The sequence below is a fragment of the Streptomyces sp. NPDC059499 genome (assembly GCF_042749285.1).
Lineage (GTDB): Bacteria > Actinomycetota > Actinomycetes > Streptomycetales > Streptomycetaceae > Streptomyces.
Window position 1 is genome coordinate 431,811 of sequence record NZ_JBHYTT010000001.1, and the last position, 17,570, is coordinate 449,380.

Annotated in this window: 15 protein-coding genes and 1 riboswitch; of the genes, 11 read left to right on the plus strand and 4 right to left on the minus strand. The window is 71.2% G+C overall.

From position 1 onward, the window contains the following. Positions 1-69 precede the first annotated feature (69 nt). From ACFW9O_RS01980 to ACFW9O_RS01995, 4 genes are all read left to right on the plus strand, one after another. Positions 70-1,527: an aldehyde dehydrogenase family protein gene (locus ACFW9O_RS01980; RefSeq protein WP_351176126.1), complete on the plus strand. Its 1,458-nt coding sequence runs from the start codon at positions 70-72 to the stop codon at positions 1,525-1,527. A 110-nt stretch (positions 1,528-1,637) separates the two neighbouring features. After that, entirely contained in the window at positions 1,638-2,093 is a 456-nt protein-coding gene (locus tag ACFW9O_RS01985) for an Lrp/AsnC family transcriptional regulator (protein WP_329212983.1), read from the plus strand. Between the two features lie 212 nt (positions 2,094-2,305). After that, complete coding sequence (locus tag ACFW9O_RS01990) at positions 2,306-3,103, plus strand: carbon-nitrogen hydrolase family protein (protein WP_384603946.1); 798 nt, start codon at positions 2,306-2,308, stop codon at positions 3,101-3,103. 57 nt (positions 3,104-3,160) lie between these two features. Beyond that, positions 3,161-4,852, plus strand: a complete 1,692-nt coding sequence (locus ACFW9O_RS01995) for an NAD(P)/FAD-dependent oxidoreductase (protein ID WP_351176130.1) — start codon at positions 3,161-3,163, stop codon at positions 4,850-4,852. Positions 4,853-4,899: 47 nt separating this feature from the next. Here ACFW9O_RS01995 and ACFW9O_RS02000 read toward each other — a convergent pair whose 3' ends face one another. Together ACFW9O_RS02000 and ACFW9O_RS02005 are read right to left on the minus strand one after the other, a co-directional pair. Then, complete coding sequence (locus tag ACFW9O_RS02000) at positions 4,900-5,913, minus strand: hydroxyacid dehydrogenase (protein ID WP_384603949.1); 1,014 nt, start codon at positions 5,911-5,913, stop codon at positions 4,900-4,902. A gap of 67 nt (positions 5,914-5,980) precedes the next feature. Beyond that, on the minus strand, positions 5,981-6,706 hold the full coding sequence (locus ACFW9O_RS02005) for a DUF5995 family protein (RefSeq protein WP_384603952.1): 726 nt from the start codon (positions 6,704-6,706) through the stop codon (positions 5,981-5,983). A 166-nt stretch (positions 6,707-6,872) separates the two neighbouring features. Between ACFW9O_RS02005 and ACFW9O_RS02010 the strand changes: the two genes are divergently transcribed. Next, positions 6,873-7,988 (plus strand): glycoside hydrolase family 6 protein, encoded by a 1,116-nt coding sequence (locus tag ACFW9O_RS02010; protein ID WP_384603955.1) that lies wholly within the window; start codon positions 6,873-6,875, stop codon positions 7,986-7,988. 3 nt (positions 7,989-7,991) lie between these two features. Here the strand turns inward: ACFW9O_RS02010 and ACFW9O_RS02015 are convergent, their stop codons facing one another. Further along, on the minus strand, positions 7,992-9,377 hold the full coding sequence (locus ACFW9O_RS02015) for a uracil-xanthine permease family protein (protein WP_384605221.1): 1,386 nt from the start codon (positions 9,375-9,377) through the stop codon (positions 7,992-7,994). 231 nt (positions 9,378-9,608) lie between these two features. Between ACFW9O_RS02015 and ACFW9O_RS02020 the strand changes: the two genes are divergently transcribed. After that, positions 9,609-10,904 (plus strand): alginate lyase family protein, encoded by a 1,296-nt coding sequence (locus ACFW9O_RS02020; protein ID WP_384603958.1) that lies wholly within the window; start codon positions 9,609-9,611, stop codon positions 10,902-10,904. A gap of 52 nt (positions 10,905-10,956) precedes the next feature. Here ACFW9O_RS02020 and ACFW9O_RS02025 read toward each other — a convergent pair whose 3' ends face one another. Then, a complete protein-coding gene (locus ACFW9O_RS02025; protein WP_384603961.1) occupies positions 10,957-12,198 on the minus strand; it encodes an MFS transporter in 1,242 nt (413 codons plus the stop codon). Between the two features lie 143 nt (positions 12,199-12,341). Here ACFW9O_RS02025 and ACFW9O_RS02030 point away from each other — a divergent pair, with 143 nt between their 5' ends. The 5 genes from ACFW9O_RS02030 to ACFW9O_RS02050 all read left to right on the plus strand — a co-directional run bounded on the left by ACFW9O_RS02030 (position 12,342) and on the right by ACFW9O_RS02050 (position 17,559). After that, on the plus strand, positions 12,342-13,547 hold the full coding sequence (locus ACFW9O_RS02030; RefSeq protein ID WP_384603964.1) for an ROK family transcriptional regulator: 1,206 nt from the start codon (positions 12,342-12,344) through the stop codon (positions 13,545-13,547). A 77-nt stretch (positions 13,548-13,624) separates the two neighbouring features. Then, positions 13,625-13,755: riboswitch (FMN riboswitch) on the plus strand. Between the two features lie 158 nt (positions 13,756-13,913). Next, positions 13,914-15,014, plus strand: a complete 1,101-nt coding sequence (gene ribD, locus ACFW9O_RS02035) for a bifunctional diaminohydroxyphosphoribosylaminopyrimidine deaminase/5-amino-6-(5-phosphoribosylamino)uracil reductase RibD (RefSeq protein ID WP_351176142.1) — start codon at positions 13,914-13,916, stop codon at positions 15,012-15,014. Further along, positions 15,015-15,632 (plus strand): riboflavin synthase, encoded by a 618-nt coding sequence (locus ACFW9O_RS02040; protein WP_384603967.1) that lies wholly within the window; start codon positions 15,015-15,017, stop codon positions 15,630-15,632. Then, positions 15,629-16,273, plus strand: coding sequence for a nicotinamide mononucleotide transporter family protein (locus ACFW9O_RS02045; protein ID WP_351176146.1), 645 nt, complete (start codon positions 15,629-15,631; stop codon positions 16,271-16,273). Before ACFW9O_RS02040 ends, ACFW9O_RS02045 begins: the two co-directional genes overlap by 4 nt. Next, positions 16,270-17,559 carry a bifunctional 3,4-dihydroxy-2-butanone-4-phosphate synthase/GTP cyclohydrolase II gene (locus tag ACFW9O_RS02050; RefSeq protein WP_351176148.1) on the plus strand — a complete coding sequence of 430 codons (1,290 nt, stop codon included), beginning with the start codon at positions 16,270-16,272 and terminating at the stop codon, positions 17,557-17,559. The genes ACFW9O_RS02045 and ACFW9O_RS02050 overlap by 4 nt, the downstream gene beginning before the upstream one ends. Positions 17,560-17,570 lie beyond the last annotated feature (11 nt).

The following is a 17,570-nucleotide window of genomic DNA, read 5'->3' on the forward strand; positions in this document are numbered from 1 at the left end:
TCAACTCTGTTGAATTGTAAGTAATATGAGTCGCAATCAGCTGCCCGCCTCTCTGCGGTAAGGGATCTCATGTCCTTCTTCACTGACCTGGCCCACCAGTACATCGACGGCGAGTGGAGGCCGGGGAAGGGGTCCTGGGACATCATCGACTTCAACCCGTACAACGGTGACAAGCTCGCGGCCATCACCGTCGCCACGGCGGCCGAGGTCGACCAGGCCTACCGCGCGGCCGAGCGGGCCCAGCAGGAATGGGCGGACACCAACCCGTACACCCGCCGGGCGGTCCTGGAGAAGGCACTGCGGATCGTCGAGGAGCGCGAGCCCGAGATCGCCGATGCGATCGTCGCGGAGCTCGGCGGCACCCGGCTGAAGGCCGCGTTCGAACTGCACCTCGCCAAGGAGTTCCTGCGCGAGGCCGTCCAGCTCGCGCTGCGCCCGTCCGGACAGATCCTCCCCTCGCCGACCGAGGGCAAGGAGAACCGTGTCTACCGCGTGCCCGTCGGCGTCGTGGGCGTCATCAGCCCCTTCAACTTCCCCTTCCTGCTGTCGCTCAAGTCGGTCGCGCCCGCCCTGGCCCTCGGCAACGCCGTGGTCCTCAAGCCCCACCAGAACACGCCGATCTGCGGTGGCACGCTCCTGGCCAAGGTGTTCGAGGACGCCGGTCTGCCCGCCGGGCTGCTGAACGTCGTGGTCACCGACATCGCCGAGATCGGCGACGCGCTGCTCGAGCACCCCGTCCCGAGGCTCATCTCCTTCACCGGTTCCGACAAGGTGGGCCGCCACGTCGCGACGGTGTGCGCGGCCAACTTCAAGCAGTCCGTACTCGAACTCGGCGGCAACAGCGCGCTGATCGTCCTGGACGACGCCGATGTGGACTACGCCGTCGACGCGGCCGTCTTCAGCCGGTACGTGCACCAGGGCCAGGTCTGCATGGCGGCCAACCGGATCCTGATCGACCGCGCCGTCGAGAAGGAGTTCACCGAGAAGTTCGTCGCCAAGGTCGCCTCCCTGCGCGTCGGGGACCCGGCCGACCCCTCGACCCAGATCGGCCCGCTGATCAATTCCTCGCAGGCCGAAGCGGTGACCAAGATCGTCGACCAGACCGTGGAGGCCGGCGCGACGGCCCTGCTGCACGGCCGGGCCGAGGGCAACCTGGTGAGCCCCTCCGTACTGACCGCGATAGCCGCCGATTCCCCCGTCCTGCAGCAGGAGATCTTCGGGCCCGTCGCCCTCCTCGTGCCCTTCGACGGCGAGGACGAGGCCGTCCGGATCGCCAACGACACCCCGTACGGGCTGAGCGGCGCGGTGCACACGGGAAACATCGAACGCGGCGTACGAGTGGGGCAGCGCATCCGCACCGGCATGATCCACATCAACGACGGCACGGTCCACGACGAGCCCATCGTCCCCTTCGGCGGCGAGAAGGCCTCGGGCCTGGGGCGGCTGAACGGCGACTCGACGATCGAGGCGTTCACCACCCAGAAGTGGATCTCGGTGCAGCACGGCCGCTCGCAGTTCCCCTTCTGACCGGCCGCCCTCTGCGGTGAACGCGCCCCGCCCGGGCGCGCATGGTCTACTTCGGGGGCGGCCCGTGCCGCCCCCGAATCCGTCCGTCGCAGAGAAGTGATCCCTCTGAAGTGCGCCTGAACGACCTCGACGAACGCATCGTCCACGCCCTTGCCGAAGACGCCCGGCGCAGTTACGCCGACATCGGCGCGATCATCGGACTGTCCGCCCCCGCCGTGAAACGCCGCGTGGACCGGCTGCGTGCCGAGGGCGCCATCACCGGCTTCACCGTGCGGGTGGACCCGGCGGCGCTCGGCTGGCACACCGAGGGCTTCATCGAGATCTACTGCAGCCGCAACACCGCACCGGAAGCGATCAAGCAGGGCCTCGCCCGCTATCCGGAGATCGCGTCCGCGTCCACCGTCACGGGGGACGCCGACGCGATCGTGCAGGTCTTCGCCGCCGACATGCGGCACTTCGAGCAGGTGCTCGAGCGCATCGCGGGCGAGCCGTACGTGGAGCGCACCAAGTCGGTGCTCGTCCTCTCCCCGCTGCTGCGGCGGTACGCCTCGGGCTCTCCCGCCTGAGGCCGCGCGGGGGCCCCGCCCCCGCGCGTACGAGACCGAAATCACCCTTCTGACCTGCGTGGACGCCGTACGCAACGAATCGCCGCAGCAGCCCCGTCCGACGCAATGAATCGATGGTGGGTGCGCAACATTCGCGCCTTGTCCGGCCCGATCGGCGCCCCGTACCTTCAATACGTCTCCCCGTACTCCGCCCGCACCGCCCGAGGTCAGCCATGCCGCCGCTGCGTACCGCCCTGCTCCAGAGCTCCGGACGACCCGGCTCCGTGGACGAGAACATCAAGGTGCTCGACGAGGCCGCAGGACGCGCCGCCGAAGCCGGTGCCCGACTGCTCGTGTGCCCGGAACTCTTCCTCACCGGATACGCCGTCGGCGACGCCGTCCCCACGCTCGCCGAACCCGCGGACGGACCGGGGGCACGCGCGGTCGCCGAGCTCTGCGCGCGGCACGGCATCGCCGTCCTGTACGGCTACCCGGAGCGCGCCGGCGAGCTGATCTTCAACGCGGCGCAGCTCATCGGCCCGGACGGCAGCGCCCTCGCGAACTACCGCAAGACCCACCTGTTCGGCAGCTTCGAGCAGAAGTGGTTCACCCCCGGCGAGCAGGCCGTGGTGCAGGCGGACCTCGACGGCGTCCGGATCGGCGTGCTGATCTGCTACGACGTCGAGTTCCCGGAGAACGTCCGGGCGCACGCTCTGGCGGGGACCGGTCTGCTGCTGGTGCCGACCGCGCAGATGCACCCCTTCCAGTTCGTCGCCGAGTCGGTGGTCCCGGTCCGTGCCTTCGAGAGCCAGATGTACGTCGCGTACGTCAACAGGACCGGTCCGGAGGGCGAGTTCGAGTTCGTCGGGCTGAGCTGTCTGGCAGGTCCCGACGGCACCGTGCGGACCCGCGCCGGCCGCGGTGAGGAGCTCGTCGTCGGTGAGGTGGACCCCGGGTTCCTCGACGCCTCGCGTGCGGCCAACCCGTATCTGAAGGACCGCCGTCCCGGTCTGTACGACTCCCTCGTCTGACCCGCGCCGCCCTCCCTCCTCGTCCCCCTTCTCACCTGTGCAAGGAGTCCGTACCCCATGACGTCCACGGTGCCCAACGCCGTCCAGCACACCGACGCGCAGCCGCCGATCACCATGTTCGGTCCGGACTTCCCCTACGCGTACGACGACTTCCTCGCGCACCCGGCGGGCATCGGCCAGATACCGGCGACCGAGCACGGGTCCGAGGTCGCCGTCATCGGCGGTGGCCTCTCCGGCATCATCGCCGCGTACGAACTGATGAAGATGGGGCTGCGGCCCGTCGTCTACGAGGCGGACCAGATCGGTGGCCGGCTGCGTACGGTCGGCTTCGAGGGCTGCGACCCCTCGCTGACCGCCGAGATGGGCGCCATGCGCTTCCCGCCCTCGTCCACGGCGCTGCAGCACTACATCGACCTGGTGGGCCTGGAGACCGAGCCGTTCCCCAACCCGCTCTCCGCGGCCACTCCGTCGACCGTCGTCGACCTCAAGGGCGAGTCCCACTACGCCGAGACCATCGCCGATCTGCCGCAGGTCTACCGCGATGTGATGGACGCCTGGAACGCGTGCCTGGAGGAGGGCGCCGACTTCTCCGACATGAACAGCGCCATGCGCGAGCGCGATGTCCCGCGCATCCGGGAGATCTGGGCGAAGCTCGTCGAGAAGCTCGACAACCAGACCTTCTACGGTTTCCTCTGCGCCTCGGACGCCTTCAAGTCCTTCCGGCACCGTGAGATCTTCGGCCAGGTCGGCTTCGGGACCGGCGGCTGGGACACCGACTTCCCCAACTCCATCCTGGAGATCCTCCGCGTCGTCTACACCGAGGCCGACGACCACCACCGCGGGATCGTCGGGGGCAGCCAGCAGCTGCCGCTGCGCCTGTGGGACCGCGAACCGCGCAAGATCGTCCACTGGCCGCTCGGTACGTCGCTGGCCTCCCTGCACGACGGGCAGCCGCGCCCCGCGGTGACCCGTCTGGACCGCACCGCGGGCAACCGGATCACCGTCACGGACGCCACCGGCGACATCCGCTCCTACCGGGCGGCGGTCTTCACCGGGCAGTCCTGGCTGCTGCTCTCCAAGATCGCCTGCGACGACGCGCTCTTCCCGATCGACCACTGGACGGCGATGGAGCGCACCCACTACATGGAGTCGTCCAAACTGTTCGTGCCCGTCGACCGGCCGTTCTGGCTGGACAAGGACGAAACGACCGGCCGCGACACCATGTCGATGACGCTCACGGACCGGATGACCCGGGGCACGTACCTCCTGGACGACGGTCCCGGCAAGCCGGCCGTCATCTGCCTCTCCTACACGTGGTGCGACGACAGCCTGAAGTGGCTGCCGCTCTCCCCGAAGGAGCGCATGGACGTCATGCTCAAGTCGCTCGGCGAGATCTATCCCAAGGTCGACATCCGCAAGCACATCATCGGCAACCCCGTCACCGTCTCCTGGGAGAACGAGCCCTACTTCATGGGCGCGTTCAAGGCCAACCTGCCGGGCCACTACCGCTACCAGCGGCGCCTGTTCACCCACTTCATGCAGGACCGGCTGCCCTCGGACAAGCGGGGCCTGTTCCTGGCCGGCGACGACATCTCGTGGACGGCCGGCTGGGCCGAGGGCGCCGTGCAGACCGCGCTCAACGCCGTTTGGGGTGTGATGGCCCAGTTCGGCGGCGCCACGGACGCGACGAACCCCGGCCCGGGCGACGTCTTCGACGAGATCGCACCGGTCGAGCTTCCGGAGGACTGAGACCGGGCACCGGCCGGGGTCCGTCGGCGCGGACCCCGGCCCGGCCGTCAGCGCAGGCGTTCCAGGGCGTCGGCGGTCACCGTGTGGAGCAGGGGCTGCCCGGCGAGCAACCGCAGCACCTCTCCGACGGCGCTCGCCCCGAGACGCTGCCTGCCCTCCACGCTGCCCGCGGCCCGATGCGGGGTCAGCAGCACGTTCGGCAGGGCGCGGAAGGGGTGGTCCTCCGGGAGCGGCTCCGCGTCGAACACGTCGATCGCCGCGTCCAGCCGCCCCGACGCCAGCTCCGCGAGCAGGGCCTTCTCGTCGACCAGCCAGGCCCGGGCCGTGTTCACCAGGCCCGCGCCGTCCGGCATCAGCGCCAGCTGGGCGGCACCGAGCATCCGGTGCGTCCGCTCGGTCACCGGGGCGTGCACGGCGACGATTCTGCTCCGCGTCAGCAGCTCCTCCAGCGGCACGGACTCCACCCCGAGCGCCACCGCGTCCGCGTCGGACAGGAACGGGTCGGTGACCCGGACCCGCGCCCCCATCGCTTGCACCATCGCGATGTACGCGCGACCGGTGCGGGACGCGCCGATCACCCCGATGTCGCTGCCGTGGATCTCGTGCGACGGGGGCGCCTGGACGGCCTCGGCCCACGGGGCGCCGCCGTGCAGGGCATGATCGAAGCGGTGGATGCGGTGCAGCAGGGACAGGGTGAAGGCGAGGGCCACCTCGGCCACCGGCCGCGCCATCTCGTGCCCCGCCTGCGTGACACGGATGCCGCGCCGGAACACCTCCTCGTCGACGTACGGGGCGACGGCCGAGCCCGTGTGCGCGACGAGCTCCAACCGGTCCGCGGAGTCGAGGAGCCGGGCGTCGACGCGCGGACTGCGCCACGAGGTGATGAGTGCCCGTGCGCCGGGGAGGGCCGCGGCCAGCGCCGTACGGTCCCGGTGGTCGTCCAGAACGGTCAGCTCGGCCGCCGCGTCCAACTGCTGCCAGACCTCGGAGGTGAAGAACTCGGCGCGCAGGTGCGGGGGTACGGAGACGACCACGCGGGGGCGTGAGGCCGGATCGGACATGATGAGCTCCGCGGGGAAGAGGTCGGGGGACACCCCAGGGTATGACCCGCCGTCCGGGTGAACCGGATCAGCGGCACGGGGTGAGCAGAATCCGTCCCACCAGTCCGATTCCCGCATCCGTACGAGCCCTGAACTCCTCGGCCAGCAGCGGTACTCCACGCAGTCGCCACAGCATCCGCGCCGCCGACCACGCGGCCTCACGGGCTCTCTCCAGGCTCCAGGAACCCGCCAGATGCGTGAGTGGGTCGGCGACCTCCAGCAGATCGGGACCCGGCATCAGTTCTTCGCGGATCTGCTCCTCCAGCATCACGAGGAGATCTCCCACCCGGTCGAACTCCTCCTCCAGGTCCGCCGGAGCGCAGTCGAGCGTACGGCAGGTGTCCACCACGGCCACCGCGAGATCGTGACCGATGTGCGCATTGATACCGGCAAGTGCGAACTGCAGCGGGCGTACGCCGGGATGGCGCCGGAGCTGGAACAGCGGACGCCAGCAGGCGGGCGGCCGACCACCCGCGGCGGCGGTGTCGACAGCGGTCAGATAGTGCTCGGCGAACCGCACATCCAGGGCGGACACGGTGTCACGGTCCGGGAAGGAACCGCCCTCGATCCGCCCGCCGACGGCCTCCGTGACCGTCAGATAGACCTGGTTGAACACGGCTACGCCGTCTCCCGGCGGCCAGTGGGAGCGGAGCGTGCGCATCCGCTCGATCACCGTGCCCACATCGGCCACCGCACCGTCCACTCGTGGGCAGGAGGTGCCGACCGGGTCTGCGAACTGCTCGAACTGGGCCATGCGGGCAGCGTCCCAGCCGTAGGCTCGCCACGGCGCAGACCGGCCGGAGGTTCATCGGAACGGACGAACGCGGGGCGCCGGGGGAGAGGAACGAACAGTGTCGGGCGCACGCGCACAACGCAGGACCGAGACCAGACAGCGGAGGCGTACCGCACGCCGGCACGTCATGGCCTTCGCCGCATCGGCCGTCGTCGCCGTCGGTACGGCGACCGGTGTGATCACCGCAGCCGCGGGGGAGGGCGAGCGGACGACCGCCCGTCCCGACACGACCGCGTCGCCGGTCCTGGAACCGCTGCCCGCGGTGCCCAGCGCTTCACCGGCCACCGTGTCCCCCTCCGCCTCGCCGCGTCCTTCCCGGACGGGCGTGAAGAGAGCCGCTCCGGCGCCGTCGCAGAAGAAGCCACCGCAGCGAACCGCCACGGCCGCCGGGCTCTACCGCCACTCGGAGTCGCAGGTCCTGGACTGGGTCCGCGGCCACCGGGACGATCCGCGCCGTCCGCTCATCGAGTCCCGGATCGCGGCGCAGCCGGCCGCGGTCTGGTTCGCGGCCTACAACCCGTCAGCGGTGACCGCCCAGGTCCGCGCCGTGACGTCGGGCGCCGCCGCCGCGGGCCGCACCCCCGTGCTCGTGCCCTACGCGATTCCCGACCGGGACTGCGGCGGAGCCTCCGAAGGAGGGGCGCCGGGACTCGCGGCGTACGACGCGTGGATGGGTGAATTCGCCGAAGGGCTGGGCAGCGGGCCGGTGATCGTGATCCTGGAGCCGGACGCGATCGCGCTCTCGGACTGCCTCTCCGCGGGGCAGCGCGCAGCCCGCTTCGCGTCGCTGGCCAGGGCGGGCCGTACCCTGCACGCCGCGAACCCGCGGGCCAGGGTCTACTTCGACGGCGGGCACTCGGGCTGGCACGCCGCCGCCAAACAGGCGGCCGCGCTCAAGGAGGCCGGAGCCGCGACCAGCGGGGACGGCATCTTCACCAACGTGTCGAACTTCCACAGCACGGCGGACGAAGCGGCCTACGCCCGCCGGGTACTGGCCGCCCTCGGCGGCCCGGCCCGCCTCGGCGCGGTCATCGACACCAGCCGCAACGGCAACGGGGCGCCGCAGGCCGGTGACTGGTGCGACCCGGGAGGCAGGGCCCTCGGCCGGACCCCGACGACGAGGACCGGCGAGTCCCGGATCGACGCCTACCTGTGGGTGAAGCTGCCGGGGGAGTCCGACGGCTGCAAGGGCGCGGCAGGATCCTTCACCCCGGACTACGCCTACGCCCTGGCCACCGGCTGAGCCTCAGGGCTTGGGCGATTCCTCGTCGTAGGAGGAGGTGCCCGAGTCCAGAAGGGGCGCCTGGGTCCTGAGGTGGGCGGGGGCGAAGGCCCGGAGCACGTGGTAACCGGTGATCACGACGATGGTGCCGAGCGCGATACCGCTCAGTTCGAAGTCGTCGGAGATCTTCAGGCTGACCCCACCGATGCCGATGATGATGCCCGCCGCGGCCGGCACGAGATTCAGCGGATTGCGGAGATCGACCTTGGCGTTCGTCCAGATCTGGGCACCCAGGAGGCCGATCATGCCGTACAGGATGACGGTGATGCCGCCGAGTACACCGCCGGGGATCGCGGCGACGACCGCCCCGAACTTGGGGCACAGTCCGAAGAGCAGCGCGAAGCACGCGGCGGCCCAGTAGGCGGCCGTGGAGTAGACGCGGGTCGCGGCCATCACGCCGATGTTCTCGGAGTATGTGGTGTTCGGCGGGCCGCCCACGGCGGTGGACAGCATCGACGCGGCGCCGTCGGCCGCGATCGCCGTGCCCAGCTTGTCGTCGAGCGATTCACCGGTCATCTCGCCGACGGCCTTCACGTGCCCCGCGTTCTCGGCGATCAGGGCGATCACGACGGGCAGCGCGACCAGGATCGCCGACCATTCGAAGCTCGGCGCGTGGAAGGACGGGAGCCCGACCCAGTCGGCGTCGCCCACCGCGGACAGGTTCAGCCGCCAGTGGTCGACGGACTCGGCGCCGCCGGCCGGTGAGTGGATCCTCCCGAAGACCCGGTCGAGCACCCAGGACAGGACGTAGCCGAAGACGAGCCCGAGGAAGATCGCGATACGGGAGAGGAAGCCGCGCAGGCAGACCACGGCCAGTCCGGTGAACAGCATGACGAGCAGAGCCGTCCACTGGTCCTGCGGCCAGTACGTCGACGCGGTGACCGGGGCGAGGTTGAAACCGATCAGCATGACGACGGCGCCGGTCACCACCGGAGGCATGGCCGCGTGGATGATCCGCGCGCCGAACCGCTGCACGGCGAGCCCCGCCACGAACAGCACGGCACCGACCACGAGAACCGCGCCGGTGACGGTGGCACTGCTGCCCCCGGCGGCCCGGATCGTCGCGGCGACCCCCACGAAGGAAAGCGAGCAGCCCAGGTAGCTGGGGACCCTGCCACGCGTCGCCAGCAGGAAGATGGCGGTCGCGACACCGGACATCATGATGGCGAGGTTCGGGTCCAGGCCCATCAGGACGGGCGCCACGAACGACGCACCGAACATCGCCACCACGTGCTGGGCGCCGAGTCCGAAGGTCCGGGGCCAGGTGAGCCGTTCGTCGGGGCGGACCACGGCCCCCGGTTCGGGGGACTTCCCGTCGCCGTGCAAGGTCCAGCGCACGCCGAGGCCCATGGTCGCTCCTGTCTTCTGTGTGCGGTGTTCACCCGCGGAGATGATCAGCGTCATGTTAGTTCCGCCGTGCCCCGGTCACCGTGCCCGTCCCGGTGCCGGGGTGCATCGACGGCTCGACGGGTCCCATCCGTGAATCGTGTGCGAAGCATTGTCAGCCCGAACAGCCGCGCCTAGGCTCGCACGGTCCTTCTCATGAACAGTGTTCACATACCTGAAGTTGAGGAGTGCTCGATGAACGGAAGACGCCGTCTACGCCTGGGTGTGCTGCTCGCCACGGTGACCGCGCTGGGCGCCGCGCTCGTGCCCACCGCCTCACCGGCCGAGGCCGGTGAGCGGGGCGACCGTCCGCACGCCGCGCCGCCCGGGACCGTGGTGATCGACGGTCGGCGCATGCAGCGGACCAAGGAGCGGCTCGACCGAGGCGATCCGGCGCTCCGCCGGGCCGTCGAGAAGCTCACCGCGCAGGCGGACGGCTGGCTCGGCCAGGGCCCGTGGACGGTGGTCGACAAGCCCGCACCGGCCCCCGGCGGGGATGTCCACGACTACCTGAGCCAGGCCCCCTACTGGTGGCCGTCCCAGCCGCGCACCGAGGAGAACCCCTGGGGCTGCCCGTACGTCCAGCGTGACGGCGAGCGCAACCCCGAGGTCGACACCGGCACCGACCGCCCCGACGTCGGCAAGGTCTTCAACTCGGTCACCGCACTCAGCCTGGCCTGGTACTACACGGGCCGCGAGCAGTACGCCGAGCATGCCGGGGACATCCTGCGCACCTGGTTCCTCGACCCGGCGACGCGGATGAACCCGAACCTCGACCACGGGCAGTTCATCCCCTGCAAGTACGACGGCCGGGCCATCGGGATCATCGACTTCTCGCAGCAGTACACCAGCGTGCTCGACGCCGTCGCCCTGCTCGACGCCGGCGCACCCGGCTGGTCCTCGGGCGACCGGACCGCCATGCGCGCGTGGAACACCGACTTCCTGGACTGGCTGGTGAACTCGGAGTTCGGCAAGCAGGAATCCGCCGCGAAGAACAACCACGGCACCTTCCAGGACATGCAGATCGCCGGACTGGCCCTCGCCACCGGCGACCGCGAACTCGCCCGCAGAACCGTCCTGGACGCGCGGGCCCTGCGGATCGACCCGCAGATCGCCGAGGACGGGAGCCAGCCCCAGGAGCTCGCACGGACCAGGAGCTGGCACTACTCGACCTTCGACCTGGTCGCCTACACCCGGCTCGCCGCCATCGGCAGGCAGGTCGGGGTGGACCTCTGGGACTACGAAGGGCCGCAGGGGCAGAGCCTGTTCAGGGCCGTGCGCTATCTGCTGCCCCCCGCGACAGGGGCCGCACCCTGGCCGCACCCCGAGCTCGAGTTCCACCGGTACGCGGCGAGCGACATCGTGCACGCGGCCGCGGACGCGGGCGACCGGCAGGCCCGGGCGGCGGTTCCCCGCTTGGAGACTCCCCCCGGCGGTGACCTGTGGGCCCTGCGCCCCGCCGCCGAGCAGCTCGACTCGATCGCCGGCTGACCGGCGGCGTACGGACCCCGTGCCGTCCGCGGGGCCCGTACGCCGTGCGGTGTCACGTGCCGGTGGTGCTCCCGGACGGTGCGGGCGCGGGTGCCGCGTCGGGCGCGCCGCTCTCCGCCACCTTGCGATCGCCCGCCCTCAGCACCCCGGCGCCCAGCACCAGTCCGAATGCCAGCACCGTCACGAGACCGAACGACACCAGCAGCGACGTCGCCTCCGCCAGGGAGCCGATCGCGGACGGGGCGATGAGCCCCGAGGTGTACGTGATGGTGGCGACGCCCGCGATGGCCCGGCTCGGGTTGTCCCCGCTGCGCCCGGCCGCGGCGAACGCCAGCGGTACGACGACCGCGACGCCCAGCCCCAGCAGGCCGAAGCCGCACAGCGCCAGCGCCGCGTTCGGCGCCAGGACCACCAGCAGCCCGCCGACGGTGGCCAGGACGCCGCCGACCCGTACGGTCCGCACCGCGCCGAACCGGTCGACGACACGGTCGCCGGCGATCCGGGCGATCGCCATCATCAGGGCGAACGCGGTCGTGGACGCCGCGGCGAGCCCGGCCGAACTGCCCATGATGTCCTTGAGGTAGACCGCCGACCAGTCCAGGCTCGCCCCTTCGGCGAACACGGCGCAGAAGCCCACCGCACCGATGACCAGCGCGGACTTCGGCGGCAGGGTGAAGCGCGGCGGCGGCTCCTCGTCCGGCTCGCTGCGCAGGTCGAGCACGTGCCGGCACGCGATCAGGCCGAGCACGGTGAGCACGAGCGCTGCCAGGGTGTGATGGAGCCGGGCATCGGCGCCGATGTGCGCGGCGACCGTGCCGGCCGCGGAGCCGACCAGCGCGCCCACGCTCCACCACCCGTGCAGCCCGGACATGATCGACTTGTCGAGCCGGTTCTCCACCTCGACGCCGAGCGCGTTCATGGCGACGTCCGACATCCCGGCGGTCGCCCCGTACACGAAGAGCGCCGCGCAGAGCGTGAACAGGTTCGGGGCCATGGCCGGAAGGACGAGTGCCAGCGTCCAGAGCGCCAGCAGCCCGCGCAGGGCCGTCCGTGCGCCGAACCGGTGACTGACCCGGCCGGCCAGCGGCATGGCCAGTGACGCGCCGATGGCCGGGAAGGCGAGGGCGAGGCCGAGCTGTCCGGCGCTCACCGAGGCATGGTCCTGGATCCAGGGGACCCGGGTCGCGAAGCTGCCGGTCACCGCTCCGTGCACGGCGAAGACCGCGGCGACCGCGTACCTGGCCCGCCTGACCTGCTCCATGCCGAAAACCCGGACCGTTGGATCCATCGTCATACGCCGTGCCCTCCCCGGAGAATCCTCGTCGACCGGCCACTCGGGTGCCGTCGGCGCGGTGCGGCACGTAAACTATCAGGAACCCTGCCTGATAAATAGCCCGCCGCGGCGGACCACCGGCAGCGATCTGGAAGGATCCCGGCATGCCCGCATCCCCCAGCACGGCCCGGGCCATCAACGACCGGCTCGCCCTGCGACTGCTCCAGCAGGACGGCCCGCTGACGGCCACTCAGCTCAAGACCCTGACCGGACTGTCCCGTCCCACGGTCGCCGACCTGGTCGAACGACTGCAGGACGCCGGCCTGGTCAGGGTCGTCGGCGAGAGCGGATCGGACCGCCGGGGTCCCAATGCCCGGCTGTACGGGATCGTGGCCGACCGCGCGCACCTGGCCGCTCTCGACGTACGCACCGACAGCGTCGCCGTGGTCGTGGCCGATCTGCTGGGTGTCACGCTCGCCGAGGCCACCCTGCCGATCGGCAGCGACACCGCGACCGAGCCCGCGGTGGAACAGGCGGTCGCGCTGCTGGAGCGCACCGCCCGCGACGCGGGAACGGCGCCGCTCCACAGCGTCGGCATCGGGGCCCCGGGCCTCATCGATCCCGTTTCCGGCGAGCTCCGCGACACGACAGGGCTCCCCGCCTGGCACCGCGGGCTGGTCAAGGTGCTCCAGCAGCGGCTGCCCGCGACGGTCCTCGTGGAGAACGAGACCAACCTGGCCGCCGTCGCCGAACACCGCATCGGCGCCGCACGCGACCGCGACACCTTCGTCCTGCTCTGGCTCGGCCACGGCATCGGAGCCGCCGTCATGCTGGACGGGAAGCTGCGCCGCGGTGCCTCCGGCGGGGCGGGCGAGATCGGATTCCTGCCGGTACCCGGCACCGGCGGGGTGCCCTCGGCACACAACTGCGACGGCGGATACCACTCGCTGGCCGGTTCCGTCGCGGTCTGTGAGCTGGCGGCCGACCACGGCATCAAGGCGCAGGGCCCCGCCGGCGAGGGGGAGCAGGAGCAGTACCTCGCCGCCGCGTCCGTCGTCCGTGCCGCGCTGGCCGCGGACGGCCCGGAGGGTGACGCGTTCCTGGCGGCGCTCGCCGACCGGATCGCGCTCGGGGCCGCAGCCGTCGTCTCGGTGCTCGACCCCGGCTGCCTCGTCCTGGCCGGCGAGGTCGGCAGGGCCGGCGGCGACACGCTCGCCGCACGGGTCGAGGAACGGCTCGCCCGCATGTCGCCCCTGCCCACAGAGGTCAGGGCGGGGGAGCTGGGCGGCAGCGCAGTCCTGCGGGGCGCGGTGCTCGCCGCCCGCGAGGCCGCGCAGGAGGCCCTGTTCGCTCCAGGTGGCGCCCAGTAGCTGTCTGTGATCCACCCCACAGTGCGCACCCGCATGGCCGAAGTCCAGCCGTGGCAGAATGTGTTCTGTACCAGTAGCAGCGCACTCCGGGGTCGGTGTAATTCCGAACCGGCGGTTATAGTCCGCGACCCGTCCGCATCCAGCGGCCGGTTGACCAGGTGAGATTCCTGGACCGACGGTGAAAGTCCGGATGGGAGGCAGTGCGCGGCGGTCCGTCACAGGTACGCCGCTTCGGGCGGATGCGTTCCGGGATCTTCCGGGACCACGCATCCGTGCCCCCGGCTCGGCGTTCCCCTGTTGCGTTCCGCTTCATCTGTCGTCATCGACAGGCCCCGGAGTCCGTGCCCGAAGAGGCAGGAGGACCCGGTGGCCACCGCAGCCGATATCACCGCCATGCGGCGAGCGATCACGCTCGCGTCCCGCGGACTCGGCTCCACCAGCCCCAACCCGGTCGTCGGGTGCGTGATTCTCGACGCCGCCGGACAGCCGGCCGGCGAGGGATTCCACCGGCGCGCCGGTGGGCCGCACGCCGAGATCCACGCCCTGCGCGAGGCCGGCGAGCAGGCCAGGGGCGGCACCGCCTACGTCACCCTCGAACCCTGCAACCACACCGGACGCACGGGCCCCTGCGCGCAGGCGCTCGTGGCAGCCGGTGTCGAGCGGGTGGTGTACGCCGTCGGCGACCCGAACCCGCAGGCCACCGGCGGCGCCGACACCCTGCGTGCCGCCGGGATCGAGGTGGAGCAGGGCCTCCTCGCCGAAGAGGCCGAGGCGGGTAACGCCGCCTGGCTGACCTCCGTGCGGCTCGGCCGCCCGTACGTCCTGTGGAAGTACGCGGCGACCCTCGACGGCCGGATCGCCGCCGCGGACGCCACGAGCCGCTGGATCACCTCCGCCGAGTCCCGCGCCGACGTCCACCGGCTGCGCGCCGAGGCCGACGCCGTCGTGGTCGGTTCCGGCACGGCCCGCACCGACGACCCCCAGCTCGCGGTACGCGGCGTCGAAGGCGCCGACCAGCCGCTCCGGGTCGTCGTCGACACAGGCGCCACCGCCGTACGACCCGGCTCCCGGGTGCTCGACGGCACGGCACCCACCCTGATCGCGGTCGCCGGCGACGCCGACACCGCGCACCTCCCCGAAGACACCGTGCTCCGGCTGCCCCGCGCCGCCACCGGCCCGGGCCTGGACATCCCGTCCCTGCTCACGGCCCTGCACGGGCGCGGTATCCGCTCCGTACTCCTCGAAGGCGGACCGGTCCTCGCCGGTTCCTTCGTCGCCGCGGGAGCAGTCGACAAGGTCGTCGGCTATCTCGCTCCGGTCCTCCTCGGCGCGGGCCCCGCAGCCCTCGCCGACGCCGGAATCTCCACCATCTCCCAGGCGTTGCGCCTCGACGTGACCGAGACCGTCCGTATCGGCCCCGATCTGCGCATCACCGCCGTCCCCGTCCCTGCTCGGAAGGGAAACTGAGTGTTCACCGGAATTGTCGAAGAACTGGGTGAGGTCACCGCCGTCGAGAAACTCGGCGACGCCTCCCGCTTCCGACTGCGCGGCCCCGTCGTCACCGAAGGCGCCAAGCACGGCGACTCCATCGCCGTCAACGGCGTCTGCCTCACCGTCGTGGACCTCGGCGAACACGAGTTCACCGCCGATGTGATGGCCGAGACGCTGAACCGCTCCAGCCTCGGAGCACTCGAGACCGGCTCCCGGGTCAACCTCGAGCGCCCCATGGCACTCGGCGGCCGGCTCGGCGGACACATCGTCCAGGGCCACGTCGACGGCACGGGCCGCATCATCGAGCGCACGATCTCCGAGAACTGGGAGATCGTGAAGATCTCCCTGCCCGCCGATCTCACCCGCTACGTGGTGGAGAAGGGCTCGATCACCGTCGACGGCGTGAGCCTGACCGTCGTCGACGCGGGTCCCGACTACTTCACCATCAGCCTCATCCCCACCACCCTCGCGCTGACCACATTGGGTGTGAAGGAGACCGGCGACCCGGTCAACCTCGAAGTGGACGTCATCGCGAAGTACGTCGAGCGGCTGCTCGGCGGGAACGCGCCGGAATCCGGAGGGCCGGCCGCATGAGCGCCCTGGACTGGCTGAACTCGGAGGCGTTCACCGCCTTCGGCCAGCACATCATCTGGTCGGACCTGATCGGCAACACGATCGGTCTGATAGCCCTGGCCCTGGGCTGGCTCCGCTCGGTCTGGACCTGGCCCGCCCAGCTCCTGTCCGGCGTCGTCCTGATCGCCGCCAACGTCTCCGTGCAGCAGGCGGGCAGCGTGGGCAAGCAGCTGATCGTCGTCGCCGTCGCCGTGTGGGGCTGGCAGCAGTGGACCCGCGGCAGGCAGCAGGCCCAGGACGGATCCATCGCCGTGCGCTTCGCCACCTGGCGCGAGCGTGCGTACCTGGCGGGCGGCGCCGCGGTCGGCACCCTCGCGGTCGGCGGCCTGTTCACCGCCTTCCCCTCGCTCTCCTGGAGCCCGTGGGCGGACGCGTACATCTTCGCCGGCACGCTCGTCGCGATGCTGGCGCAGGCCCGCGGCATGGTCGAGTTCTGGTTCGCGTGGCTGCTCGTCGACCTCGTCGGCGTACCGCTCAACTTCCACAGCGGGCTCGCCTTCTCCGGTCTCATCTACGTCGTCTACGGCGCCCTCGTCCTGTGGGGCATGCGCGACTGGTGGCTGCGTACGCGGTCACCCGCTCTGGAAGGAGCCACGGCATGACTGCCCAGCCCACCTGGTTGCACGACCGTACGGCCGAGGACCTGTCCCTCGACCCCGTGGAGCAGGCGATCCGCGACATCGCCGCCGGCCGGCCCGTCGTGGTCGTCGACGACGAGGACCGCGAGAACGAGGGCGACCTCGTCATCGCCGCCGAGAAGGCGACCCCCGAGATCGTCGCGTTCATGATGAGCGAGTGCCGTGGGCTGATCTGCGCGCCCATGGAGAACGACGAGCTGGAACGGCTCGAACTCCCGCAGATGGTCGACAACAACACCGAGTCGATGAAGACCGCCTTCACCGTCTCCGTCGACGCCTCGGCCGCCCACGGTGTGACCACCGGGATCTCCGCCGCCGACCGGGCCACCACGCTGCGGATGCTGGCGGGCGGCAAAGCGGGCCCCGGCGACTTCGTCCGGCCCGGTCACATCTTCCCGCTGCGCGCCCGCTCCGGCGGTGTCCTCGTCCGCAACGGCCACACCGAGGCCGCGGTGGACCTCGCCCGGCTCGCCGGGCTGCGCCCCGCAGGCGCCATCGTCGAGATCGCCGGCGAGGACGGGGTGATGCTCAGGCTGCCCGAACTCGTCCCGTTCGCACGCAAGCACGGACTGACGATCATCTCCATCGAGGACCTGATCGCCTACCGGCGCAGCTCGGAACCGACCGTCCGCCGTGAGGCCGAGGTGCGGCTGCCGACCACGTTCGGCGCGTTCACCGCCTTCGGCTACCGCTCCACCGTCGACGGCGTCGAGCACGTGGCACTCGTCCACGGGGACATCGGCGACGGCCAGGACGTCCTCGTCCGGGTCCACTCCGAGTGCCTGACGGGGGACATCTTCCAGTCCCAGCGCTGCGACTGCGGCCCCCAGCTGCACGCGTCCATGGAACGCATCACGACCGAGGGCCGCGGCATCGTCGTCTATCTGCGCGGTCACGAGGGACGCGGTATCGGACTGCTGTCCAAGCTGCGCGCGTACGAACTCCAGGAGCGGGGCTCCGACACCCTCGACGCCAATCTCGAGCTCGGCCTGCCGGCCGATGCCAGGGACTACGCGGCGGGTGCCCAGATCCTCGAGGACCTCGGCGTCCGCACGCTCCGGCTGATGACCAACAACCCCGACAAGACCGCCGCGCTCGTACGGCACGGGCTCGGGGTCACCGGGCGGGAACCCATGCCCGTCCAGGCCGGCGAACACAATCTGCGGTACCTGCGCACCAAGCGGGACCGCATGGGACACGACCTGCCCTGGCTCGACGCGACCACCGCGTCGACCTGCGGCAACCAGTAAGCACAGACGAA

What these genes read in the sequence shown, in the direction of transcription:
- ACFW9O_RS01980 (WP_351176126.1), top strand. Translation starts at nt 70, where the DNA reads ATGTCCTTCTTCACTGACCTGGCCCACCAGTACATCGACGGCGAGTGG.
- ACFW9O_RS01990 (WP_384603946.1), top strand. Translation starts at nt 2,306, where the DNA reads ATGCCGCCGCTGCGTACCGCCCTGCTCCAGAGCTCCGGACGACCCGGC.
- ACFW9O_RS01995 (WP_351176130.1), top strand. Translation starts at nt 3,161, where the DNA reads ATGACGTCCACGGTGCCCAACGCCGTCCAGCACACCGACGCGCAGCCG.
- ACFW9O_RS02000 (WP_384603949.1), bottom strand. Translation starts at nt 5,913, where the DNA reads ATGTCCGATCCGGCCTCACGCCCCCGCGTGGTCGTCTCCGTACCCCCG.
- ACFW9O_RS02005 (WP_384603952.1), bottom strand. Translation starts at nt 6,706, where the DNA reads ATGGCCCAGTTCGAGCAGTTCGCAGACCCGGTCGGCACCTCCTGCCCA.
- ACFW9O_RS02010 (WP_384603955.1), top strand. Translation starts at nt 6,873, where the DNA reads ATGGCCTTCGCCGCATCGGCCGTCGTCGCCGTCGGTACGGCGACCGGT.
- ACFW9O_RS02015 (WP_384605221.1), bottom strand. Translation starts at nt 9,377, where the DNA reads ATGGGCCTCGGCGTGCGCTGGACCTTGCACGGCGACGGGAAGTCCCCC.
- ACFW9O_RS02020 (WP_384603958.1), top strand. Translation starts at nt 9,609, where the DNA reads ATGAACGGAAGACGCCGTCTACGCCTGGGTGTGCTGCTCGCCACGGTG.
- ACFW9O_RS02025 (WP_384603961.1), bottom strand. Translation starts at nt 12,198, where the DNA reads ATGACGATGGATCCAACGGTCCGGGTTTTCGGCATGGAGCAGGTCAGG.
- ACFW9O_RS02030 (WP_384603964.1), top strand. Translation starts at nt 12,342, where the DNA reads ATGCCCGCATCCCCCAGCACGGCCCGGGCCATCAACGACCGGCTCGCC.
- ACFW9O_RS02045 (WP_351176146.1), top strand. Translation starts at nt 15,629, where the DNA reads ATGAGCGCCCTGGACTGGCTGAACTCGGAGGCGTTCACCGCCTTCGGC.
- ACFW9O_RS02050 (WP_351176148.1), top strand. Translation starts at nt 16,270, where the DNA reads ATGACTGCCCAGCCCACCTGGTTGCACGACCGTACGGCCGAGGACCTG.